The organism is Sinorhizobium prairiense (genome assembly GCF_029201645.2).
Classification (GTDB): Bacteria; Pseudomonadota; Alphaproteobacteria; order Rhizobiales; family Rhizobiaceae; genus Sinorhizobium; species Sinorhizobium meliloti_A.
The window spans coordinates 890,531-907,001 of sequence record NZ_CP104131.1; the positions used below are offsets into that span (position 1 = coordinate 890,531).

A 16,471-nucleotide genomic window follows, 5' to 3' on the forward strand; every position below is an offset into this window, starting at 1 on the left:
CAATGGTCGGCAGAAAGACGCAAGAGCAGCAGAAGCGCGTGCTGCAGGGCCGCGAGAACACCTCCAACGCAGACAAGGACTTTAATGCCGAAGCGGATCTGCACCGTTCCGACGCTTTGAGAAAGGCACAACGCAAGGGACAGGATTTGAGCACCGAGCATGGCGATGCCCGCGAGGCGGACGATCGCAGCATTCTGCGTGGGAAAAATCAGGAGAGCAGGCATCACAAGGGCGCCGGCGACTGACCTAGCTGGCCGGCATTTCCGAGAATAGGTGAAAGGAGACTGCGATGGCTCACGCCAGCAAGAAGAACATGGGAAAGCCCGACAAGGGCAAGGGCGACGGTAGCGGTGCGAAAACCGAACTGAAGGAAGGCGTCCTCGGCGAAAACGACGTTCTGTCGAACAGGGACAAGGCGCAGCATTCCGACTCGCGCGGCCTCGACGAGAGGGCGGTAAGGAACGAGCAGTATCAGGACCACGCCGCAAACCGACGCCCGTCGAAATGAACCGGCGGGCGCGTATGCCGGAGATCTTGACGGGGCTGGTTGGCCCGACCGAGGGACGGTCGTGCATGATGCGAAGTGCGGGAAAACACCTTTCCACCATTGGTTCGCGCGGCGGTTCGTTCTATTTTCGACGCTACGAACGAATCGTCGGCGGAAAAGCATGCGACAATATCTCGATCTCCTCGAACATGTGATCACAACGGGAACCGACCGGGGCGACCGTACGGGTACGGGCACGCGCTCCGTTTTCGGCTATCAGATGCGCTTCGACCTGTCGCAGGGTTTTCCGGTGCTGACCACCAAGAAGCTGCATCTGCGCTCGATCATTCACGAGCTTCTCTGGTTCCTCAGGGGCGACACGAACGTCGCCTATCTCAAGGAAAACGGGGTGAGCATCTGGGACGAATGGGCGGACGAAAACGGCGAGCTCGGACCGGTCTACGGCTATCAATGGCGCTCCTGGCCGACGCCCGGCGGCGGACATATCGATCAGATCGCGGCGCTCGTCGAGGGCCTGAAGACCAATCCGAATTCCCGCCGCCACATCGTTTCGGCCTGGAACCCGGCGCTTGTGGACGAAATGGCGCTCCCGCCATGCCACTGCCTGTTCCAGTTCTACGTGGCGGACGGGAAGCTCTCCTGCCAGCTCTACCAGCGCTCGGGCGATATCTTTCTCGGCGTACCCTTCAATATCGCTTCCTACGCTCTGCTGACGATGATGGTGGCGCAGGTGACAGGGCTCGAAGCCGGCGATTTCGTTCATACGCTGGGTGACGCACATATCTACCGCAACCACTTCGAACAGGCGCAGCTGCAACTGACGAGAACGCCGAAGCCGCTGCCGAAAATGGAAATAAATCCGGCGGTGAAGGATATATTTTCGTTTAGATTCGAAGACTTTGAGCTCGTCGGCTACGAAGCCGATTCACATATCAAGGCGCCGGTCGCGGTCTAGCTAAGCACTCCGGGCAAAGCCGGCTCCCGCGTTTCCCGGTGGTGCCCCAATGGGAGGTTTCCATGCTGACGCTGATCCACGCGCCTTTGTCGCGCTCATCGCGCATCATCTGGCTGCTCGAAGAACTCGGTGCCGACTACGACATCCGTTATGTCGATATCCGCCGTTGGGACGGATCCGGCGGCCCGGACGAAAACAATCCGCATCCGCACAAGCAGGTGCCGGCACTCCTCCACGACGGGACATTGATCTGGGAGTCGGTCGCGGTCGTGCAATATCTGACGGATCTCTATCCCGATTGCAGCCTGAGCCGGCCGCCCGGCCATCGCGAGCGCGGCGCCTATCTGTCGTGGCTCGCCTACTATGCCGGTGTCATCGAGCCGACCGCTCTCGCTCATATATCCGGAGTGACGGTGAACAATCCGGGGCTCGCGAGGCTTTACACCGAAATGTGTGCGCATGTGATCGACGCGCTTACGCGGCACACCTATCTCCTTGGCGAATCGATGAGCGCGGCCGATCTGTTGCTCGCAAGCGCATTGCAGTGGATGCGCAAGATCCTGCCGGAAAGCGATGTGATAGATCGCTATATTCGCGTCGTCACGGACCGGGCGGCGCTGGTTCGCGCGCGTGAAATCGACAGCAAGCCGAGTGGCTTTCATGACTGAGGCGGAGCAGAAGGTGACCACCCGACCGAAGATCGTTTTCGTCGTCGCTGTCGCAGCGAATGGAGTCATCGGCCGCGAGGGCGATCTGCCCTGGCGGCTCTCGACCGATCTCAAGCGCTTCAAGGCGCTGACGATCGGCAAGCCGGTCGTCATGGGACGTAAGACCTGGGCCTCGCTCGGGCGACCCTTGCCCGGCAGGCCGAACATCGTCATCAGCCGCAACCCCGATTTCGAGGCTCCCGGCGCGGAGGTGGCGCCGTCGCTGGAAGTGGCGCTCACGATCGCGCGGGAGCGGGCGGCCGCGGTCGGGGCCGACGAGGTTTGCATTATTGGTGGCGGCGAGATCTACCGTCAGTCGATCGGCATGGCCGATGTGCTGCACGTGACCGAAGTGCAAGCGGAGGTGGATGGCGATACACGCTTCCCTTCTATCGACCCGTCGATTTTCGAAAAGGTGCTGGAGGAAGACCTTCCGCGCGGCGAAAAAGACAGCCACGCGATGCACTTCGTGACCTGGCGCCGCCGCACGTCGCCGCCAGAAGGTGCCGGAGCCTGAGCGGTCTCGGTGCTTATCCACGCACTTGCCTATCGCTGCGGCGGGAGCGGTGAACAATTTTAACGCATTTACGGTGAACTCGGCCGTATCGCGTTGAAAGCAATGCACATGATACCTATAACGGGTTCACATCGTGACCGGCCGCAATGCCTGCGGGGCGTTCAGCGACAGAGTTTCTTGGAAGTGAGGATTTGATGCCCTGGAGCAATCAGAATGGCGGCGGCGGCGGCCCGTGGGGCGGCGGCGGCGGCAATCAGGGGCCATGGGGCCAGGGGCCCAACCGGCCACGCGGCGGAAGAGGCGGTCCGCCGGATCTGGAAGAGATCATCCGGCGTGGCCAGGATCAGTTGAAAAACGTGGTGCCGGGAGGCTTCAACGGCGGGATCTTCGTCATCGTGGGCCTGTTGGTCCTCGGCTTCGTTCTGCTGAATTCCATCTATACCGTTCAGCCGGATGAACGCGGCGTCGAGATGCGCTTCGGCAAGCCGAAGGAAGAAATCTCCATGCCGGGCCTGCACTATCACTTCTGGCCGCTCGAAACCGTCGAGATCGTCAAGGTGACGGAGCAGCAGCAGAATATCGGCGGCCGCACGGGCCAGTCGAATGCCGGCCTGATGCTCAGCGGCGATCAGAACATCGTCAACGTGCAGTTCTCGGTGCTGTTCTCGGTTACCGATCCGAAGGCCTATCTCTTCAATGTCGAGAACCCGGCCGACACGCTGCAGCAGGTGGCCGAAAGCGCAATGCGCGAGGTCGTCGGCCGCCGTCCGGCCCAGGATATCTTCCGCGACAACCGCCAGGCGATCGCCGCGGACGTGAAGAACACGATCCAGGCGACGATGGATGCTTACGGCGCCGGCATATCGGTGAATACCGTAGCGATCGAGGATGCCGCACCGCCGCGTGAGGTGGCCGATGCCTTCGACGAAGTGCAGCGCGCCGAACAGGACGAGGACCGCTTCGTGGAGGAGGCGAACCAGTACGCCAACCAGGTGCTCGGCAGGGCTCGCGGCCAGGGCGCCCAGATCCGCGAAGAGGCAGCCGCCTACAAGGACCGCGTCGTCAAGGAAGCTCAGGGTGAGGCTCAGCGCTTCATCTCGGTCTACGACGAATATTCCAAGGCCCCCGAGGTCACGCGCAAGCGGCTTTACATCGAAACGCTGCAAGGCGTTCTCGGCAAGTCCAAGAAGGTCATCCTGGACGAAAAGAACGGCCAGGGCGTGCTGCCCTACCTGCCGCTCAACGAAATCGGCAGGCCCGTTCAGTCGGGAGGAAACCAATGATCAACAATCGCAGTTCAATAATCCTGATCGTCCTCGCCGCCGTCCTGTTCGTCGTCTATTCCTCGGTCTTCGTCGTGAACGAGCGCCAGCAGGCGATCGTCGTTCGCTTCGGTCAGATCCGGGAGGTGAAGAGCGAACCGGGTCTTTATTTCAAGCTTCCATTCGGCTTCATGGACGCCGATCGCGTCCAGTATGTCGAAGACCAGGCACTCCGTTTCGACCTCGACAATATCCGCGTGCAGGTCTCCGGCGGCAAATTCTACGAGGTGGATGCATTCGTCGTCTACAAGATCGCCGACCCCCGCCGCTTCCGGCAGACGGTTTCCGGAGACCGGGAATCTGCGGAGTTCCCGGCTTAGGACGCGCCTCGATGCGTCGCTGCGCCGGGTCTACGGTCTGAGGGGATTCGAGGCGGCGCTTTCCGACGAGCGCGCATCGATGATGCGTGAGGTCCGTACGGACCTCAGCGCGGATGCCGAGTCGCTTGGTCTCAATATCGAGGACGTGCGCATCCGCCGCACGGACCTGACCCAGGAAGTCTCGCAGCAGACCTACGATCGGATGAAGGCGGAACGTCTGGCCGAAGCCGAACTGATCCGTGCCCGGGGCAACGAGGAAGGCCAGCGACGCCGCGCGATTGCCGATCGTCAAGTGGTCGAGATCGTCGCCGAAGCGCAGCGTGATTCGGAAATCCTGCGCGGTGAGGGCGAAGCGGAGCGGACGCAGATATTTGCCGACGCATTCCAGCGCGATCCGGGCTTCTTCGAGTTCTACCGGTCGATGGCTGCCTATGCGCAGTCGATCGGCAGCCCGGATACAACCATCGTGCTGTCGCCGCATTCGGAATTCTTCCGTTATTTCAACAGTGCGGACGGTGCGGACCAACCGCCACCGAGCCCGGGCCTGGCGGCGCCGACCACCGCAGATTGAGCGGACGATGTCCGACTTTCTGACCGGTCTGGCTTTTTTCCTGATCATCGAGGGGCTGGTGTACGCACTGGCCCCTTTGGTTTTGGTGGAACTGGCGAGGCGATTGCCGTATGTCCCTGAACATCAGCTCCGATTGGCCGGATTGACTTCGGTGGCCGTCGGCGTCGGGCTCGTATGGTTGCTTCGAGGATAATGCGAATGCCACATAAATTGCTCATCCGGCTGGTCGATGCCGAATATGCCATTACCCGTTTGAACGTCGGATCCGCGATTCCGGAGTGGCTGCCGGGCCCGGGGTTCTGGACGGTTTCCAGTTCCCGCGAGGAAATGACGCTCGTCTGTCGTGCCGCCCGTGTCCCATCGAGCGTGCAGAGTTCGCTCGGCTGGCGCTGCTTCCGCATCGAGCAGCACTTCAGTTTCGACGTGCCAGGCGTTCTATCGTCGGTGCTGCGACCGCTCTCGGAGGCAGGTGTCGGCGTCTTCGCCAATTCCACCTTCAGCACCGATTACGTCTTCGTCGCGGGGTCCAACCTCGAGCAGGCCGTGGAGGCTCTGAAAGAGCACGGGCACGAAATAACCATCTGAGGCGCCGCCGGTTCGCTGCCCGGATCAGGAAATCGTGTTTGGACGCTTCGGAATTCCGCCGTATCTTCAAGAGAAGGTTCGCGTGATGCGCGTCTCGATCGGGTCGCGCTGCGCTGTAGTTCGTTGCAGCCGAGCGATGTTCATGCATCATCCTTGCCGGACGACCGGGGGCCGGCGTTATGTAAGGGAAATGATAGGAGCCTAGCGACTTGTCGAAACGACCCGAATTCTTCCGCGGCCTGGTGCTGGCGGCCGCGACGGCACTCATATTCACCAATGCGACGCTGGCCCAGACGGCCACGTCCCGGCCTGCCGGCCAGCCCGCCGTCCGTTGCCGATCTCGCCGAGGGACTGCTCGACGCCGTCGTCAACATCTCGATTTCGCAGAACGTCAAGAGCGACGACAATGCGCCGATGCCGCAGGTGCCGGAAGGATCGCCGCATCAGGAGTTCTTCGACGAGTTTTTCAAAGGACAGGGCGGCGAGGGCGGCCGGCCGCGCACGGTCAACTCGCTCGGTTCCGGATTCATCATCGATCCGGCCGGCTACATAGTCACCAACAACCACGTCATCCAGGATGCCGACGATATCGAGATCAATTTCTCCGATGGATCGAAGCTGAAGGCGAAGCTTGTCGGCATGGATACGAAAACCGACCTCGCCCTCCTGAAGGTCGAACCGAAGAAACCGCTCAAGGCCGTCTCCTTCGGCGACTCGCGAAAGATCAGGATCGGCGATTGGGTGATGGTCGTCGGCAATCCGTTCGGCCTGGGCGTATCCGTCTCCGTGGGCGTCGTCTCCGCACGCGGCCGCAATATCAATGCCGGCCCCTACGACAGTTTCATCCAGACCGATGCGGCGATCAACCGCGGCAATTCGGGCGGTCCGCTTTTCAACATGCAGGGTGAGGTCGTCGGCATCAATACGGCGATCCTTTCGCAGACCGGCATGTCGGTCGGTATCGGCTTTGCCGTGCCGGCGGAGCTTGCGGTGAACGTCGTCAATCAGCTCAGGGAATTCGGCGAGACGCGCCGTGGCTGGCTCGGTGTACGGATCCAGCCCGTCACCGACGATATCGCCGAGAGCCTGAAGATGGAGCTCCCACGCGGCGCGCTCGTTTCGGGCATCATCGAGGGCGGTCCGATCACCAAGGGCGAGATCAAGCCGGGCGACATCATCATCCGCTTCGACGGAACGGACATCGCGGAAATTCGCGATCTCATGCGCACGGTCGGCGAGAGCCCGGTCGGCAAGGCGGTCGATGTGGTCATTATCCGCGACGGCAAGGAGCAGACCGCTCGGGTTACGCTCGGCCGGCTGGAGGATGGCGAGCAGCTCGCCAATGCGAAACCGGGCGAAGTGCTGCCGAACGGCGGTGAGGCGAAGCCCGGCGAGCCGCCGGCCGCGCAACTGCCTGCAAGCGACACCGTGCTCGGAATGAAGCTTGCCGAGCTCGACGCCGACCGCCGCCAGAGTTTCGGCATCGTCGAAAGCGTCAAAGGCGTCGTGATCACCGAGGTGCAACCCAATTCGCCCGCTGCCGAGCGCCGGGTGGAGCCGGGCGAGGTGATCGTCGAACTCGGTCAGGAAGCGATGGAAACGCCGGAGGATGTCACCTCACGCGTCACCGAACTGAAGGCCGACGGGCGCCGCAACGCCTTGCTGATGATCGCGAACAAGACCGGCGAACTGCGTTTCGTGACGGTGCGGATGGAATAGAGCGCGCGCTCTCGGCCGAGGCGACGGGGCGCTACCGCTTCGCGGCAAGGCCATCCCGCCGCCATTCTTCCGCGGTTATTGCGTAAAGCACGTGGCGTTTGAGCTGCGGATGCGTGTCCGGAACGCCGGAATGATCGAAGTCGCGCATGGAATCGGGGCGCATGCCGATCCGCTTCATCACGGCGGTGGAGCGCGTGTTGGCCGGAACGGCGATGGCAACGATCTCCCCTAGCTTCCTCTCGCCGAATCCATAATCGAGAAGCGCCCGGGCTGCGTCCGTCACGTAGCCCTTTCCCCAATGGGGGAGAGCCAGGCGCCAACCGATCTCGACGGTGCCGTCGGGCAGGTGCGGTTCGAGATCGGTGCGTGCAAGTCCGCAGAAGCCGACCGGTGCGTCGTTCTCACGGAGCGCGAGCGCGAAGAAGCCGAAGCCGGTTTCGAAGATGTTGCGGTTGTTGCGGTCGAAAAGCGCGTCGGCCTCCGCGCGGGTGCGGCGGAACGGGAAGAACTCCATGACCGTGGGATCGTTGTTGATCTCGGCAAAGAGTTCGCGGTCGGTCTCGGCCCAGGCACGGAGCCTGAGCCGCTCGGTCTCTAGAATGATCACGTCACGAAATCCGTCTTGCGGTATCCCTGGAGATAGAGCAGGGCGGTGAGGTCGCCATGGTCGATGCGGATCTTCGCCTGTTCGGCAACGACGGGCTTAGCGTGGAGCGCCACTCCAGTGCCGGCAAGCTGCAGCATTCCGAGATCGTTGGCACCGTCGCCGACGGCGATGACGTCCGCCGGCGTGATGCCGAGCCGTTCAGAAATGTCGATGAGCGCGTCGACCTTGGCCTGCTTGCCGAGGATCGGCCGGGCAACGTCGCCGGTCAGCTTGCCGTTCTCTTCAACGAGAATGTTGGCACGGTTTTCGTCGAATCCGAGCTTCTCTGCGATAGGGCCGGTAAATACGGTGAAGCCGCCGGAGACGAGGGCGCTGTAATGTCCCTTCGCCTTCATCGTAGCAATCAGTTCGCGGCCACCCGGCGTCAATGTGATACGCGTGGCGATGACCTCCGCGACGACGGTAACGGGCAGGCCCTGGAGAAGCGCCACTCTTTCGACGAGTGCCGGCTCGAAAGCGATCTCGCCGTTCATGGCGCGCGCGGTGATTGCCGCGACCTTTTCCTTCAAGCCGACTTCCGCGGCCAGCTCGTCGATGCATTCCTGCCCGATCATGGTGGAGTCCATGTCGGCAATCAGAAATCGCTTGCGGCGGCTTTCGGCATCTTGCACGGCGACGTCGATCGCGGCGCCGGCGACCGCCTGGCGCAGCCGAGCTTCCGCTTCGCCGGCCTCGGCGCCATCCCTCAACACGATGTCGCAGGCAATACCGTCCGCGAGCCAATAGAGCCCGGACGCGTCGAGGCTTTCCGCTGCAGCTTCCGCGCGTGCTGGCGACAGAACGGGATTTGACGGATTGGCGATAAGCGTGGCAACGAGAGCCATGGTGCAAAACCTTGCGAAAGACATCGACGCGATCCTGATAACCGGGCCGACCGCCAGCGGCAAGTCCGCGCTCGCGGTGAAGCTCGCGCAAAGACACGGCGGCGTCGTGATCAATGCGGATAGCATGCAGGTCTACGGGACGCTGAAAGTCCTGACCGCGCGGCCGGATGAAAGCGAGATGGGGGGCGTCGAGCATTTCCTCTACGGTCACGTCCCGCCGGGCCGGGCCTATTCCACCGGCGTGTGGCTCCGCGAAGCGGAAGCGCTGGTGGCGCGGCTGAGAAAGGAAGGGCGGCTGCCGGTCTTCGTCGGCGGCACGGGCCTCTATTTCAAAGCGCTGATCGGAGGGCTATCGGATATGCCCGAGATTCCGCCGGCGATCCGCCAGCGCCTGCGTGCGCGCCTGACGGAGGAGGGCGCCGAGGCGCTGCACGGTGAACTTTCCGAGCGCGATCCGGAGACGGCGGCGCGCGTGCAACCCGGCGATGGGCAGCGTATCGTGCGCGCGCTGGAGGTAATCGAGGCCACGGGAAGGCCGATAGGATCTTACCAGCAGAGCCGTGGGCCGGTGAACATCGACCCGGCGCGCGCGCAGAAGATCGTCGTATTGCCGGAGCGGCGGCTTCTTCATGGCCGTATTGATCGGCGCTTCGAGACGATGCTTGCGAGAGGCGCCGTCGAGGAGGTGCGCGCGCTTCTCACGCTTCGCCTTCCTCCGGAGATGCCGGTGATGAAGGCGATCGGCGTCCCACAGATCGCCGCGATGCTGAGAGGCGAGATGAGCGAGGCGCAGGTGATCGAGGCCGGCGCGGCGGCAACGCGGCAATATGCCAAGCGTCAGATGACCTGGTTTCGCAACCAGCTTGACGAGACCTGGCAGCGTATCGAGGGTCCGGATGCCTTGGACTGAACAACGAGCACAGGGCTGAGGCTCCTTGAGCATTATGCTGCGGTCTGAAGCGGCATCAGAAGCGTCAGTCGATGCCGTGCTCCTTCAATACCGCCTCCTCGTCGCCGCTGATCCAACCGAAAATCTTCGGCTCGCCGCCACGCAGCTGAACGAGGTAATGAACCTCGAAATCGATGGTGACATTCGGCTGTTCCTCGGCGTCGAAGACGGAGCGCCAATCGACCCTTACGAGAAAATGCAGCGCATCGATCGGCGTTACCGTGGTTTTGCGGATCTTCAATTCCCTGGTGCCGATAGCACGATAGCGGGCATAACCCTTTTCCATCGAAGCCGTCAGGGTCTCGTCGTTTTTTCCCGTCATGACTCCGGCCGGTGAGGCGGCGATAAAGTCCGTGGCGAAGGCGGAGGTCGTACTTCCGACCGGAAGCGCCCCCGCAAGGACCTGATTGGCCATGCTCTCGTAGCGCTCGAAGAAGCGCGTCAAAATCTCTTCCATGATTTTCATCCCAATTTGCTCCGCGTAACGGAGGCGGAGGCTTGCGGGCCGTCAATCAACCGGCGTGTGCTGGTGTTGAATAAGCTTCCAGTCTGCTCCCACGCCGTGATAGGTCGAGGTACAACAGGCCGCATAAGGCCCACCTTCCGCGCGTCGCGCCTCCGCAAGATAGCCGAGCACGATGAAGTTCTCGCCGATCCGGCTCATGACTTTCTCGCTGATCGTGAGATGTTCCCACCGCGGAATTCCCTGGAGACTTCGGATTATGACCGATCGTCCGCGCAGCAGACCAACCGGCGCAGGGAATGCCATGATGCAGTCTTCGTCCAGCAATTCGCGATAGGGATCGGAGCCCTCAAGCCAGAGGCGCCGCTCGTTTCTCCATGCGTCAGTGTCGTCCATGATCGTCTCCTCGCCTTGACGTCACCTCAACGCTTGAGAGGAGCCCCCGGATCCAAAATTGCAATCAGGGCAGGTTGAGCGGTCAGGACGCACCGTACCCTCCGCTTCCGTTCTATTTGCGGATGAGGCTGCCGAGTGGTCGCCTGAGCAGGCTTTCGCGAAGGGACCCCTCGTGACGCGGTGCCGGCGTGGCGAAGCCTGCATCCGGTTGGCCGGGCGCCTCGGCGGGCCGGCCCGACATCCGTTCCGCCTCTCCGGACAGGATCTGCTCGCGGATCCGGCTGAAGCGTTCGAACTCCTGGTTTCCCGGCTCGGACGGGCGGGGAAGCATGTCGGGGCTATAGGGCTCGAATGCGGGGTATCGTCGCGAATGGGAGTCCGCGATCTCGGTCCCGGTGCTTCTCCCGCTCCCGTTATTGTCCTCGAGCGCCGGCGCCTGCTTGGTCTGTGACGCCAGATAGCTCTGTTGGAAACTCGATATGTCGGGACCGTTGACGGCACGCATTCGGCTGATGATCGAACGGAGGTCGGCGAGGGGCGGCGCGTCGTCGTCAACCTTGTCGGTGATGCCGTGGGCGCGGGGCAACCGCGCATCGTCGACGCGGGCAAAGCGCATGCGCATCGGCACTGCGACCGCCTCGCCGAATGCGATTGCCTCGCCGTTGCCGATCGAGGAAATGAAGCTGGTGGTGGAGATCGACGAATTGGCGATCGCCGAACGGATGATTTCCTGGTCGCGATCGTTGGCGAGCCGCATGGCGAAGACCGTCGAGCATTGCGACAGGATCGTCGGATCGAGCTCGCCCGGCCGCTGGGTAATGATGCCGAGCGAGACTCCGTATTTGCGACCCTCTTTGGCGATCCGTGAAATAGCCTGGCGTGTCGGCACAAAGCCGAGCGACGGATCGGCCGGCACATAGCGGTGCGCCTCTTCGCAAACGACCAGCATATGAATGGCGCCATTGCCCCAGAGGCCTATCTCGAAGGCCATGCGGCAGAGCACGGAGGCGAGGGAGTTGACGACTTCCGAAGGGATCCCGGCAAGCTCGAAGGTGGCGATCGGCTTGCCGTCGCCGGGAATGCGGAAGATCTTTGCAATCGTGTCCTCGATCGTGTCCGTGATCGTGTTCTGCGAGAACATGAAATGGTAGCGCGGATCGTTGACTGCGGAGACGATCCTGACCTTGAGGGAGCGCAGGTACGGCTTGTCGTTGCGTCCCTCCAGCCGACCGATGCGCTCATCGATCAGCGCCAGAAGATCGGCAATACGGTATGGGACGGGGGTATCCGCGGTGATCGAGCTCTTTTCCGTCTGCCGCCGCATCAGCGCGGATTCTCCGCCCTTGAATGCCTTTTTCGCGTCGGCGATGACGTCCCGCAGGATATCGAGTTCGTCCGGCACCGGCGGGCGTCCACGAAAGATGACCTCGGCCAACTCCTCGAGCCGGAAGAACCAGAACGGGAGGTCGAGCGTATCCGTGTCGATTACCACCGCCTGGTCGGGAAAGGCGGCGGCGAACTCGTTGTGCGGATCGAGGATCAGCACACGCAGCTTCGGGTCGGCGGCGATCGCCTTGTTCAGGAGCAGTGTCACGGCGGTCGACTTGCCGACGCCGGTGGTGCCGACGATGGCAAAGTGCTTGGCAAGCATGGAAGGCACATGGATGGTGGCGTCGAGACTTTCGTCCTGCGTCAGCTTGCCGATGACGCAACTGTCCGATTGACCGGAGTCGTAGATGCGGGCGAGATCGCTCACGCGGATGCGGTGGGCAATCGCTCCGAGATAGGGATAGCGGCTGATGCCGGCGGAAAACTCTTCCCGCCCATCCGCACCGACATGAACCTCGCCCATCAATTCGACTTCGATGCGGAAAGTATTGTTGACCTCTTCGCCCCAGCCCTCGGAAACGGTCTGCATCGAATAGACGAGTGCGACGACACGGTTGGTGCCGACGGAAATCGAAACCAACTTGCCGACCGACCAGAGCTCGGTGAGCGAAGTCTCGCCATTTTCGGCGACCGCCGCGATCGTGGCGCGCGAGCCGTTGCAGGCGACGACCCGCCCGAGAAATCGATTGCCGGGCTTGAACGTATCGCGGCGATCCGTCTCGGCGGCGCGAGGCGCCGATTGATTTCCACTTTCGAGCAACGCAGCACCTCGGGCGAAAACGCCAATCAGCAGCAGGATGCGCGCCGAATCCGGCGCCTTTTCCTTGCTGCGTCCCAGGATAGCGGCTGCGGTTTAATAACTGGTTGCTCGCAGGCCGTGCCGATCGGGACCCGCCAAAGCCGTTGACGGATGGGGAATTTCCGTTTAACAAATCGCCCCATGAAAAATTTCGCGGTTATTCTTGTGGTGGGACGGCGCATGGGCAGGATGGTGTAACCATCCGGCGGTAGCCACCCATGCGCTGAACGAGGCTCCTGACGGGGCCTTTTTTTATGCCTTCAAACACGTTATTCACCCAAACCTGAACGAGGGACGGAAGCAGGCCAATGAGCGGAACTGAGAACCAGATGACGGGCGCGGAGATCGTTCTCCAGGCTTTGAAAGACAATGGCGTCGAACACATCTTCGGTTATCCCGGCGGTGCCGTGCTCCCGATCTACGACGAGATTTTCCAGCAGGAGGATATCCAGCACATCCTCGTCCGCCACGAGCAGGGCGCCGGCCATATGGCCGAAGGATATGCCCGCTCCACCGGCAAGGTCGGCGTCATGCTGGTGACTTCAGGCCCGGGAGCAACCAATGCGGTCACGCCGCTGCAGGACGCGCTGATGGACTCGATCCCGCTCGTCTGCATCTCGGGGCAGGTACCGACGTCGCTGATCGGCTCGGACGCCTTCCAGGAATGCGACACGATCGGCATCACCCGGCCCTGCACCAAGCACAACTGGCTGGTCAGGGACGTCAACGAGCTCGCCCGCGTCATCCATGAGGCTTTCCGCGTTGCTCAGTCGGGCCGTCCGGGTCCGGTCGTCGTCGACATTCCGAAGGACGTTCAGTTCGCAACCGGTACCTATACGCCGCCTTCGGCCGTTCCGACACAGAAGAGCTACCAGCCGAAGACCCAAGGGGACCTGAAGAGGATCGAGGAGGCGGTCGCGCTCATGAAAACGGCGCGCCAGCCGGTCATCTACTCGGGCGGCGGCGTCATCAATTCCGGGCCGCAGGCCGCACATTTCCTGCGCGAACTGGTCGAGCTCACCGGCTTCCCGATCACGTCGACGCTGATGGGCCTCGGCGCCTATCCGGCCTCCGGCAAGAACTGGCTTGGCATGCTCGGCATGCATGGGACCTACGAAGCCAACCTGGCGATGCATGATTGCGACCTCATGATCTGCATCGGCGCGCGCTTCGACGACCGGATCACCGGCCGGCTCAATGCCTTCTCGCCCAACTCGAAGAAGATCCACATCGATATCGACCCGTCCTCCATCAACAAGAACGTCCGCGTCGACGTTCCGATCATCGGTGACGTCGCCGCTGTGCTCGAGGACATGATCCGCCTGTGGCGTGCTGCGGCCAAGACGGTCGACCAGGCGCGGCTTGGCGACTGGTGGAAAGAGATCTCCAGGTGGCGGGCGCGCAACTCGCTGGCCTATACGCCGAGTGCCGACGTCATCATGCCGCAATATGCGATCCAGCGGCTTTACGAGCTCACCAAGGACCGCGACACCTACATCACCACCGAAGTCGGCCAGCACCAGATGTGGGCGGCGCAGTTCTTCGGCTTCGAAGAGCCGAACCGCTGGATGACCTCGGGTGGCCTCGGCACCATGGGCTATGGATTCCCGGCCGCGGTCGGCGTCCAGGTCGCGCATCCGGAGAGCCTTGTCATCGACATCGCCGGCGACGCCTCGATCCAGATGTGTATCCAGGAGATGTCGTGCGCGGTTCAGTACGGCCTGCCGGTCAAGATCTTCATCCTGAACAATCAATATATGGGCATGGTCCGGCAGTGGCAGCAGCTCCTGCACGGCAACCGGCTGTCGCATTCCTACACCGAGGCGATGCCGGACTTCGTCAAGCTCGCCGAGGCCTATGGCGGCGTCGGCATCCGTTGCGAAAAGCCGGGAGAGCTCGACGATGCGATCCGGCAGATGATCGACACACCGGCCCCGGTCATCTTCGACTGCCGCGTCGCCAATCTCGCAAACTGCTTCCCGATGATCCCTTCGGGCAAGGCGCATAACGAGATGCTGCTCCCCGACGAGGCAACGGACGAGGTGGTCGCCAACGCCATCGATGCCAAGGGCCGCCAGCTCGTTTGAGGACAAGGTAGGAACAGGAAAATGAATGCACATCTTCAGGCGACGGGCTCCGCCTACTTCATCGCCAAGGAAACGGAGCTTGCGGAAACGCACACGCTTTCCGTTCTGGTCGACAACGAGCCGGGCGTGCTCGCCCGCGTCATCGGCCTTTTCTCCGGCCGCGGCTACAATATCGAGAGCCTGACGGTCTCCGAGACGGAGCACGAGGCTCATCTCTCGCGCATCACCATCGTGACCCGCGGCACGCCGCACGTGCTCGAGCAGATCAAGAACCAGCTCGAACGTCTGGTGCCGGTGCACCGGGTCGTAGATCTCACGGTCCGCGCCGCCGGTCTGGGCCATGAGCGGCCGATCGAGCGCGAACTGGCGCTCGTCAAGGTACACGGCTCGGGAGAACATCGGGTGGAGGCGCTCAGGCTCGCCGACGCCTTCCGTGCCTCGGTCATCGACGCCAACATCGATCACTTCGTATTCGAGATCACCGGCAAGCCTTCCAAGATCGAGCAGTTCATCGCCATCATGAAGCCGCTCGGGCTGATCGAAGTCTGCCGCACCGGCATCGCCGCGATGAACCGCGGGCCCCAGGGAATGTAAAGAAGCGAGGAAGATCGCGCCCTTCGGGGCGCGCGCCTCCCCACAGGTGGGAGGGGCTGCACCCGCCGCACCCTTTCAAGCCCACTTCACCCGTCTGGGTACCCTATGGCATCAAATCACCTCCAGCCGCGTCTTCCTTCGCGGCGGCGGGAAGTGGCGGTCGAGTTCGTCGAGATTTTCCGTCGTAAGGCGGATATCCATCGCGTCGCGGTTTTCGCGGGCGCGTTCGGGGGAACCGGTCTTCGGGATCGAAATCACGCCGGAACGCGTCTTCAAAAAGGCGAGTGCCACCTGGGCGGGCGTCGCCTGATGCGCCTTGGCGACATGAATCAGATCGGCGTCATGCAGAAGGCGGCCCTCGTCAAGCGGTGAGTAGGCCATGACCGGCACGCCTTGATCGCGGCACCGGGGCAGCAGGTCGAATTCGATGCCGCGGCGGGCGAGATTGTAGAGCACCTGATTGGCCGCGACGTTGCCGCCGTCAGGAACGGCCGACAGCTCCTCCATGTCGTCGACGTCGAAATTGGATACACCCCAGGCACGGATCTTGCCGGCCTTCTTCAGCTCTTCGAAGGCGGCGACAGTTTCGGCGAGCGGATAGCCCCCGCGCCAATGCAGAAGGTAAAGATCGACGCAGTCGATGCCGAGATTGCGCAGGCTGCGTTCGCAGGCGGCAACCGTACCCGCGCGGCTGGCGTTGGAGGGCAGCACCTTGCTGACGACGAATGCCTCGTCGCGCCGACCCCGGATCGCTTCTCCCACGATACGTTCGGCAGCGCCGTCGCCGTACATCTCTGCAGTGTCGATCAGCGTCATGCCGAGATCGAGCCCGGTCTGCAGGCTGCGGACCTCGTCGGCGGACTTCGCGCGGTTTTCGCCCATGCGCCATGTCCCCTGGCCGAGCGCGGGAACCTTGCGGCCGTCCTTGAAAACGATGGTCGGGATCGGTTCGTGCATAGGGATTGTCCTGAGAGTTGCTCCAGTTCCGAGATTTAAGGCCGCGTGGGGGAAAGTCCACAAGCAAGTCGCAGCATTGCGGCCGTGACACGCCGCCGCGTGCGGTCGCGCCGATAGTCTTCTCTCGAAAGAAAATAAAATT

The 16,471-nt window shown here is 62.5% G+C and carries 17 protein-coding genes and 2 pseudogenes; 13 read left to right on the top strand and 6 right to left on the bottom strand.

Going from position 1 to position 16,471, the window contains the following annotated elements; all coding sequences use genetic code 11:
- Nucleotides 1-2 precede the first annotated feature (2 nt).
- The 10 genes and pseudogenes from N0Q91_RS06860 (at nt 3) to N0Q91_RS06905 (ending at nt 7,204) form a co-directional block, all read left to right on the top strand.
- Nucleotides 3-245: a hypothetical protein gene (locus tag N0Q91_RS06860; protein WP_010969715.1), complete on the top strand. Its 243-nt coding sequence runs from the start codon at nt 3-5 to the stop codon at nt 243-245.
- Nucleotides 246-289: 44 nt separating this feature from the next.
- A complete protein-coding gene (locus N0Q91_RS06865) occupies nt 290-508 on the top strand; it encodes a hypothetical protein (RefSeq protein WP_100671661.1) in 219 nt (72 codons plus the stop codon).
- 160 nt (nt 509-668) lie between these two features.
- Entirely contained in the window at nt 669-1,463 is a 795-nt protein-coding gene (locus N0Q91_RS06870) for a thymidylate synthase (RefSeq protein ID WP_275597680.1), read from the top strand.
- Between the two features lie 62 nt (nt 1,464-1,525).
- Nucleotides 1,526-2,131, top strand: a complete 606-nt coding sequence (locus N0Q91_RS06875; protein ID WP_018095406.1) for a glutathione S-transferase — start codon at nt 1,526-1,528, stop codon at nt 2,129-2,131.
- A complete protein-coding gene (locus N0Q91_RS06880) occupies nt 2,124-2,687 on the top strand; it encodes a dihydrofolate reductase (RefSeq protein ID WP_275597681.1) in 564 nt (187 codons plus the stop codon). The genes N0Q91_RS06875 and N0Q91_RS06880 overlap by 8 nt, the downstream gene beginning before the upstream one ends.
- 194 nt (nt 2,688-2,881) lie before the next feature.
- A complete protein-coding gene (hflK, locus tag N0Q91_RS06885) occupies nt 2,882-3,970 on the top strand; it encodes an FtsH protease activity modulator HflK (protein WP_100671658.1) in 1,089 nt (362 codons plus the stop codon).
- Nucleotides 3,967-4,900: pseudogene (hflC, locus tag N0Q91_RS06890) on the top strand (protease modulator HflC). The gene hflK and the pseudogene hflC overlap by 4 nt, the downstream one beginning before the upstream one ends.
- A gap of 7 nt (nt 4,901-4,907) precedes the next feature.
- A complete protein-coding gene (locus tag N0Q91_RS06895; RefSeq protein WP_018095402.1) occupies nt 4,908-5,093 on the top strand; it encodes a DUF2065 domain-containing protein in 186 nt (61 codons plus the stop codon).
- 5 nt (nt 5,094-5,098) lie between these two features.
- Complete coding sequence (locus N0Q91_RS06900) at nt 5,099-5,485, top strand: ACT domain-containing protein (protein WP_003534920.1); 387 nt, start codon at nt 5,099-5,101, stop codon at nt 5,483-5,485.
- Between the two features lie 209 nt (nt 5,486-5,694).
- Nucleotides 5,695-7,204, top strand: a pseudogene (locus tag N0Q91_RS06905) (Do family serine endopeptidase).
- A 31-nt stretch (nt 7,205-7,235) separates the two neighbouring features.
- Here N0Q91_RS06905 and N0Q91_RS06910 read toward each other — a convergent pair.
- Together N0Q91_RS06910 and serB are read right to left on the bottom strand one after the other, a co-directional pair.
- Nucleotides 7,236-7,811, bottom strand: a complete 576-nt coding sequence (locus N0Q91_RS06910) for a GNAT family N-acetyltransferase (RefSeq protein WP_275597683.1) — start codon at nt 7,809-7,811, stop codon at nt 7,236-7,238.
- Entirely contained in the window at nt 7,808-8,695 is an 888-nt protein-coding gene (gene serB / locus N0Q91_RS06915) for a phosphoserine phosphatase SerB (protein ID WP_275597684.1), read from the bottom strand. Before serB ends, N0Q91_RS06910 begins: the two co-directional genes overlap by 4 nt.
- Here serB and miaA point away from each other — a divergent pair.
- Nucleotides 8,694-9,605: a tRNA (adenosine(37)-N6)-dimethylallyltransferase MiaA gene (gene miaA, locus N0Q91_RS06920; protein ID WP_275598095.1), complete on the top strand. Its 912-nt coding sequence runs from the start codon at nt 8,694-8,696 to the stop codon at nt 9,603-9,605. The two genes, serB and miaA, sit on opposite strands and share 2 nt — an antisense overlap.
- A 64-nt stretch (nt 9,606-9,669) precedes the next feature.
- Here miaA and N0Q91_RS06925 read toward each other — a convergent pair whose 3' ends face one another.
- The 3 genes from N0Q91_RS06925 to N0Q91_RS06935 form a co-directional block, all read right to left on the bottom strand.
- Entirely contained in the window at nt 9,670-10,110 is a 441-nt protein-coding gene (locus N0Q91_RS06925) for a DUF6841 family protein (RefSeq protein ID WP_100671652.1), read from the bottom strand.
- Between the two features lie 42 nt (nt 10,111-10,152).
- The gene (locus N0Q91_RS06930; protein WP_100671651.1) at nt 10,153-10,503 is read right to left on the bottom strand and encodes a hypothetical protein; all 351 of its coding nucleotides are present in this window, start codon (nt 10,501-10,503) and stop codon (nt 10,153-10,155) included.
- Nucleotides 10,504-10,615: 112 nt separating this feature from the next.
- Nucleotides 10,616-12,652 (bottom strand): ATP-binding protein, encoded by a 2,037-nt coding sequence (locus N0Q91_RS06935; RefSeq protein WP_275597685.1) that lies wholly within the window; start codon nt 12,650-12,652, stop codon nt 10,616-10,618.
- A gap of 347 nt (nt 12,653-12,999) precedes the next feature.
- Here N0Q91_RS06935 and N0Q91_RS06940 point away from each other — a divergent pair, with 347 nt between their 5' ends.
- Together N0Q91_RS06940 and ilvN are read left to right on the top strand one after the other, a co-directional pair.
- Nucleotides 13,000-14,778: an acetolactate synthase 3 large subunit gene (locus tag N0Q91_RS06940; protein WP_018095394.1), complete on the top strand. Its 1,779-nt coding sequence runs from the start codon at nt 13,000-13,002 to the stop codon at nt 14,776-14,778.
- A 21-nt stretch (nt 14,779-14,799) separates the two neighbouring features.
- Nucleotides 14,800-15,372: an acetolactate synthase small subunit gene (ilvN, locus tag N0Q91_RS06945; RefSeq protein ID WP_018095393.1), complete on the top strand. Its 573-nt coding sequence runs from the start codon at nt 14,800-14,802 to the stop codon at nt 15,370-15,372.
- Nucleotides 15,373-15,483: 111 nt separating this feature from the next.
- Here the strand turns inward: ilvN and N0Q91_RS06950 are convergent, their stop codons facing one another.
- On the bottom strand, nt 15,484-16,329 hold the full coding sequence (locus tag N0Q91_RS06950) for an aldo/keto reductase (protein WP_275597686.1): 846 nt from the start codon (nt 16,327-16,329) through the stop codon (nt 15,484-15,486).
- Between the last annotated feature and the right edge of the window lie 142 nt (nt 16,330-16,471).

Coding starts and splice junctions, on each gene's coding strand:
- N0Q91_RS06860 (WP_010969715.1), top strand. CDS start 3: ATGGTCGGCAGAAAGACGCAAGAGCAGCAGAAGCGCGTGCTGCAGGGC.
- N0Q91_RS06865 (WP_100671661.1), top strand. CDS start 290: ATGGCTCACGCCAGCAAGAAGAACATGGGAAAGCCCGACAAGGGCAAG.
- N0Q91_RS06870 (WP_275597680.1), top strand. CDS start 669: ATGCGACAATATCTCGATCTCCTCGAACATGTGATCACAACGGGAACC.
- N0Q91_RS06875 (WP_018095406.1), top strand. CDS start 1,526: ATGCTGACGCTGATCCACGCGCCTTTGTCGCGCTCATCGCGCATCATC.
- N0Q91_RS06880 (WP_275597681.1), top strand. CDS start 2,124: ATGACTGAGGCGGAGCAGAAGGTGACCACCCGACCGAAGATCGTTTTC.
- hflK (WP_100671658.1), top strand. CDS start 2,882: ATGCCCTGGAGCAATCAGAATGGCGGCGGCGGCGGCCCGTGGGGCGGC.
- N0Q91_RS06895 (WP_018095402.1), top strand. CDS start 4,908: ATGTCCGACTTTCTGACCGGTCTGGCTTTTTTCCTGATCATCGAGGGG.
- N0Q91_RS06900 (WP_003534920.1), top strand. CDS start 5,099: ATGCCACATAAATTGCTCATCCGGCTGGTCGATGCCGAATATGCCATT.
- miaA (WP_275598095.1), top strand. CDS start 8,694: ATGGTGCAAAACCTTGCGAAAGACATCGACGCGATCCTGATAACCGGG.
- serB (WP_275597684.1), bottom strand. CDS start 8,695: ATGGCTCTCGTTGCCACGCTTATCGCCAATCCGTCAAATCCCGTTCTG.
- N0Q91_RS06925 (WP_100671652.1), bottom strand. CDS start 10,110: ATGAAAATCATGGAAGAGATTTTGACGCGCTTCTTCGAGCGCTACGAG.
- N0Q91_RS06930 (WP_100671651.1), bottom strand. CDS start 10,503: ATGGACGACACTGACGCATGGAGAAACGAGCGGCGCCTCTGGCTTGAG.
- N0Q91_RS06940 (WP_018095394.1), top strand. CDS start 13,000: ATGAGCGGAACTGAGAACCAGATGACGGGCGCGGAGATCGTTCTCCAG.
- ilvN (WP_018095393.1), top strand. CDS start 14,800: ATGAATGCACATCTTCAGGCGACGGGCTCCGCCTACTTCATCGCCAAG.
- N0Q91_RS06950 (WP_275597686.1), bottom strand. CDS start 16,329: ATGCACGAACCGATCCCGACCATCGTTTTCAAGGACGGCCGCAAGGTT.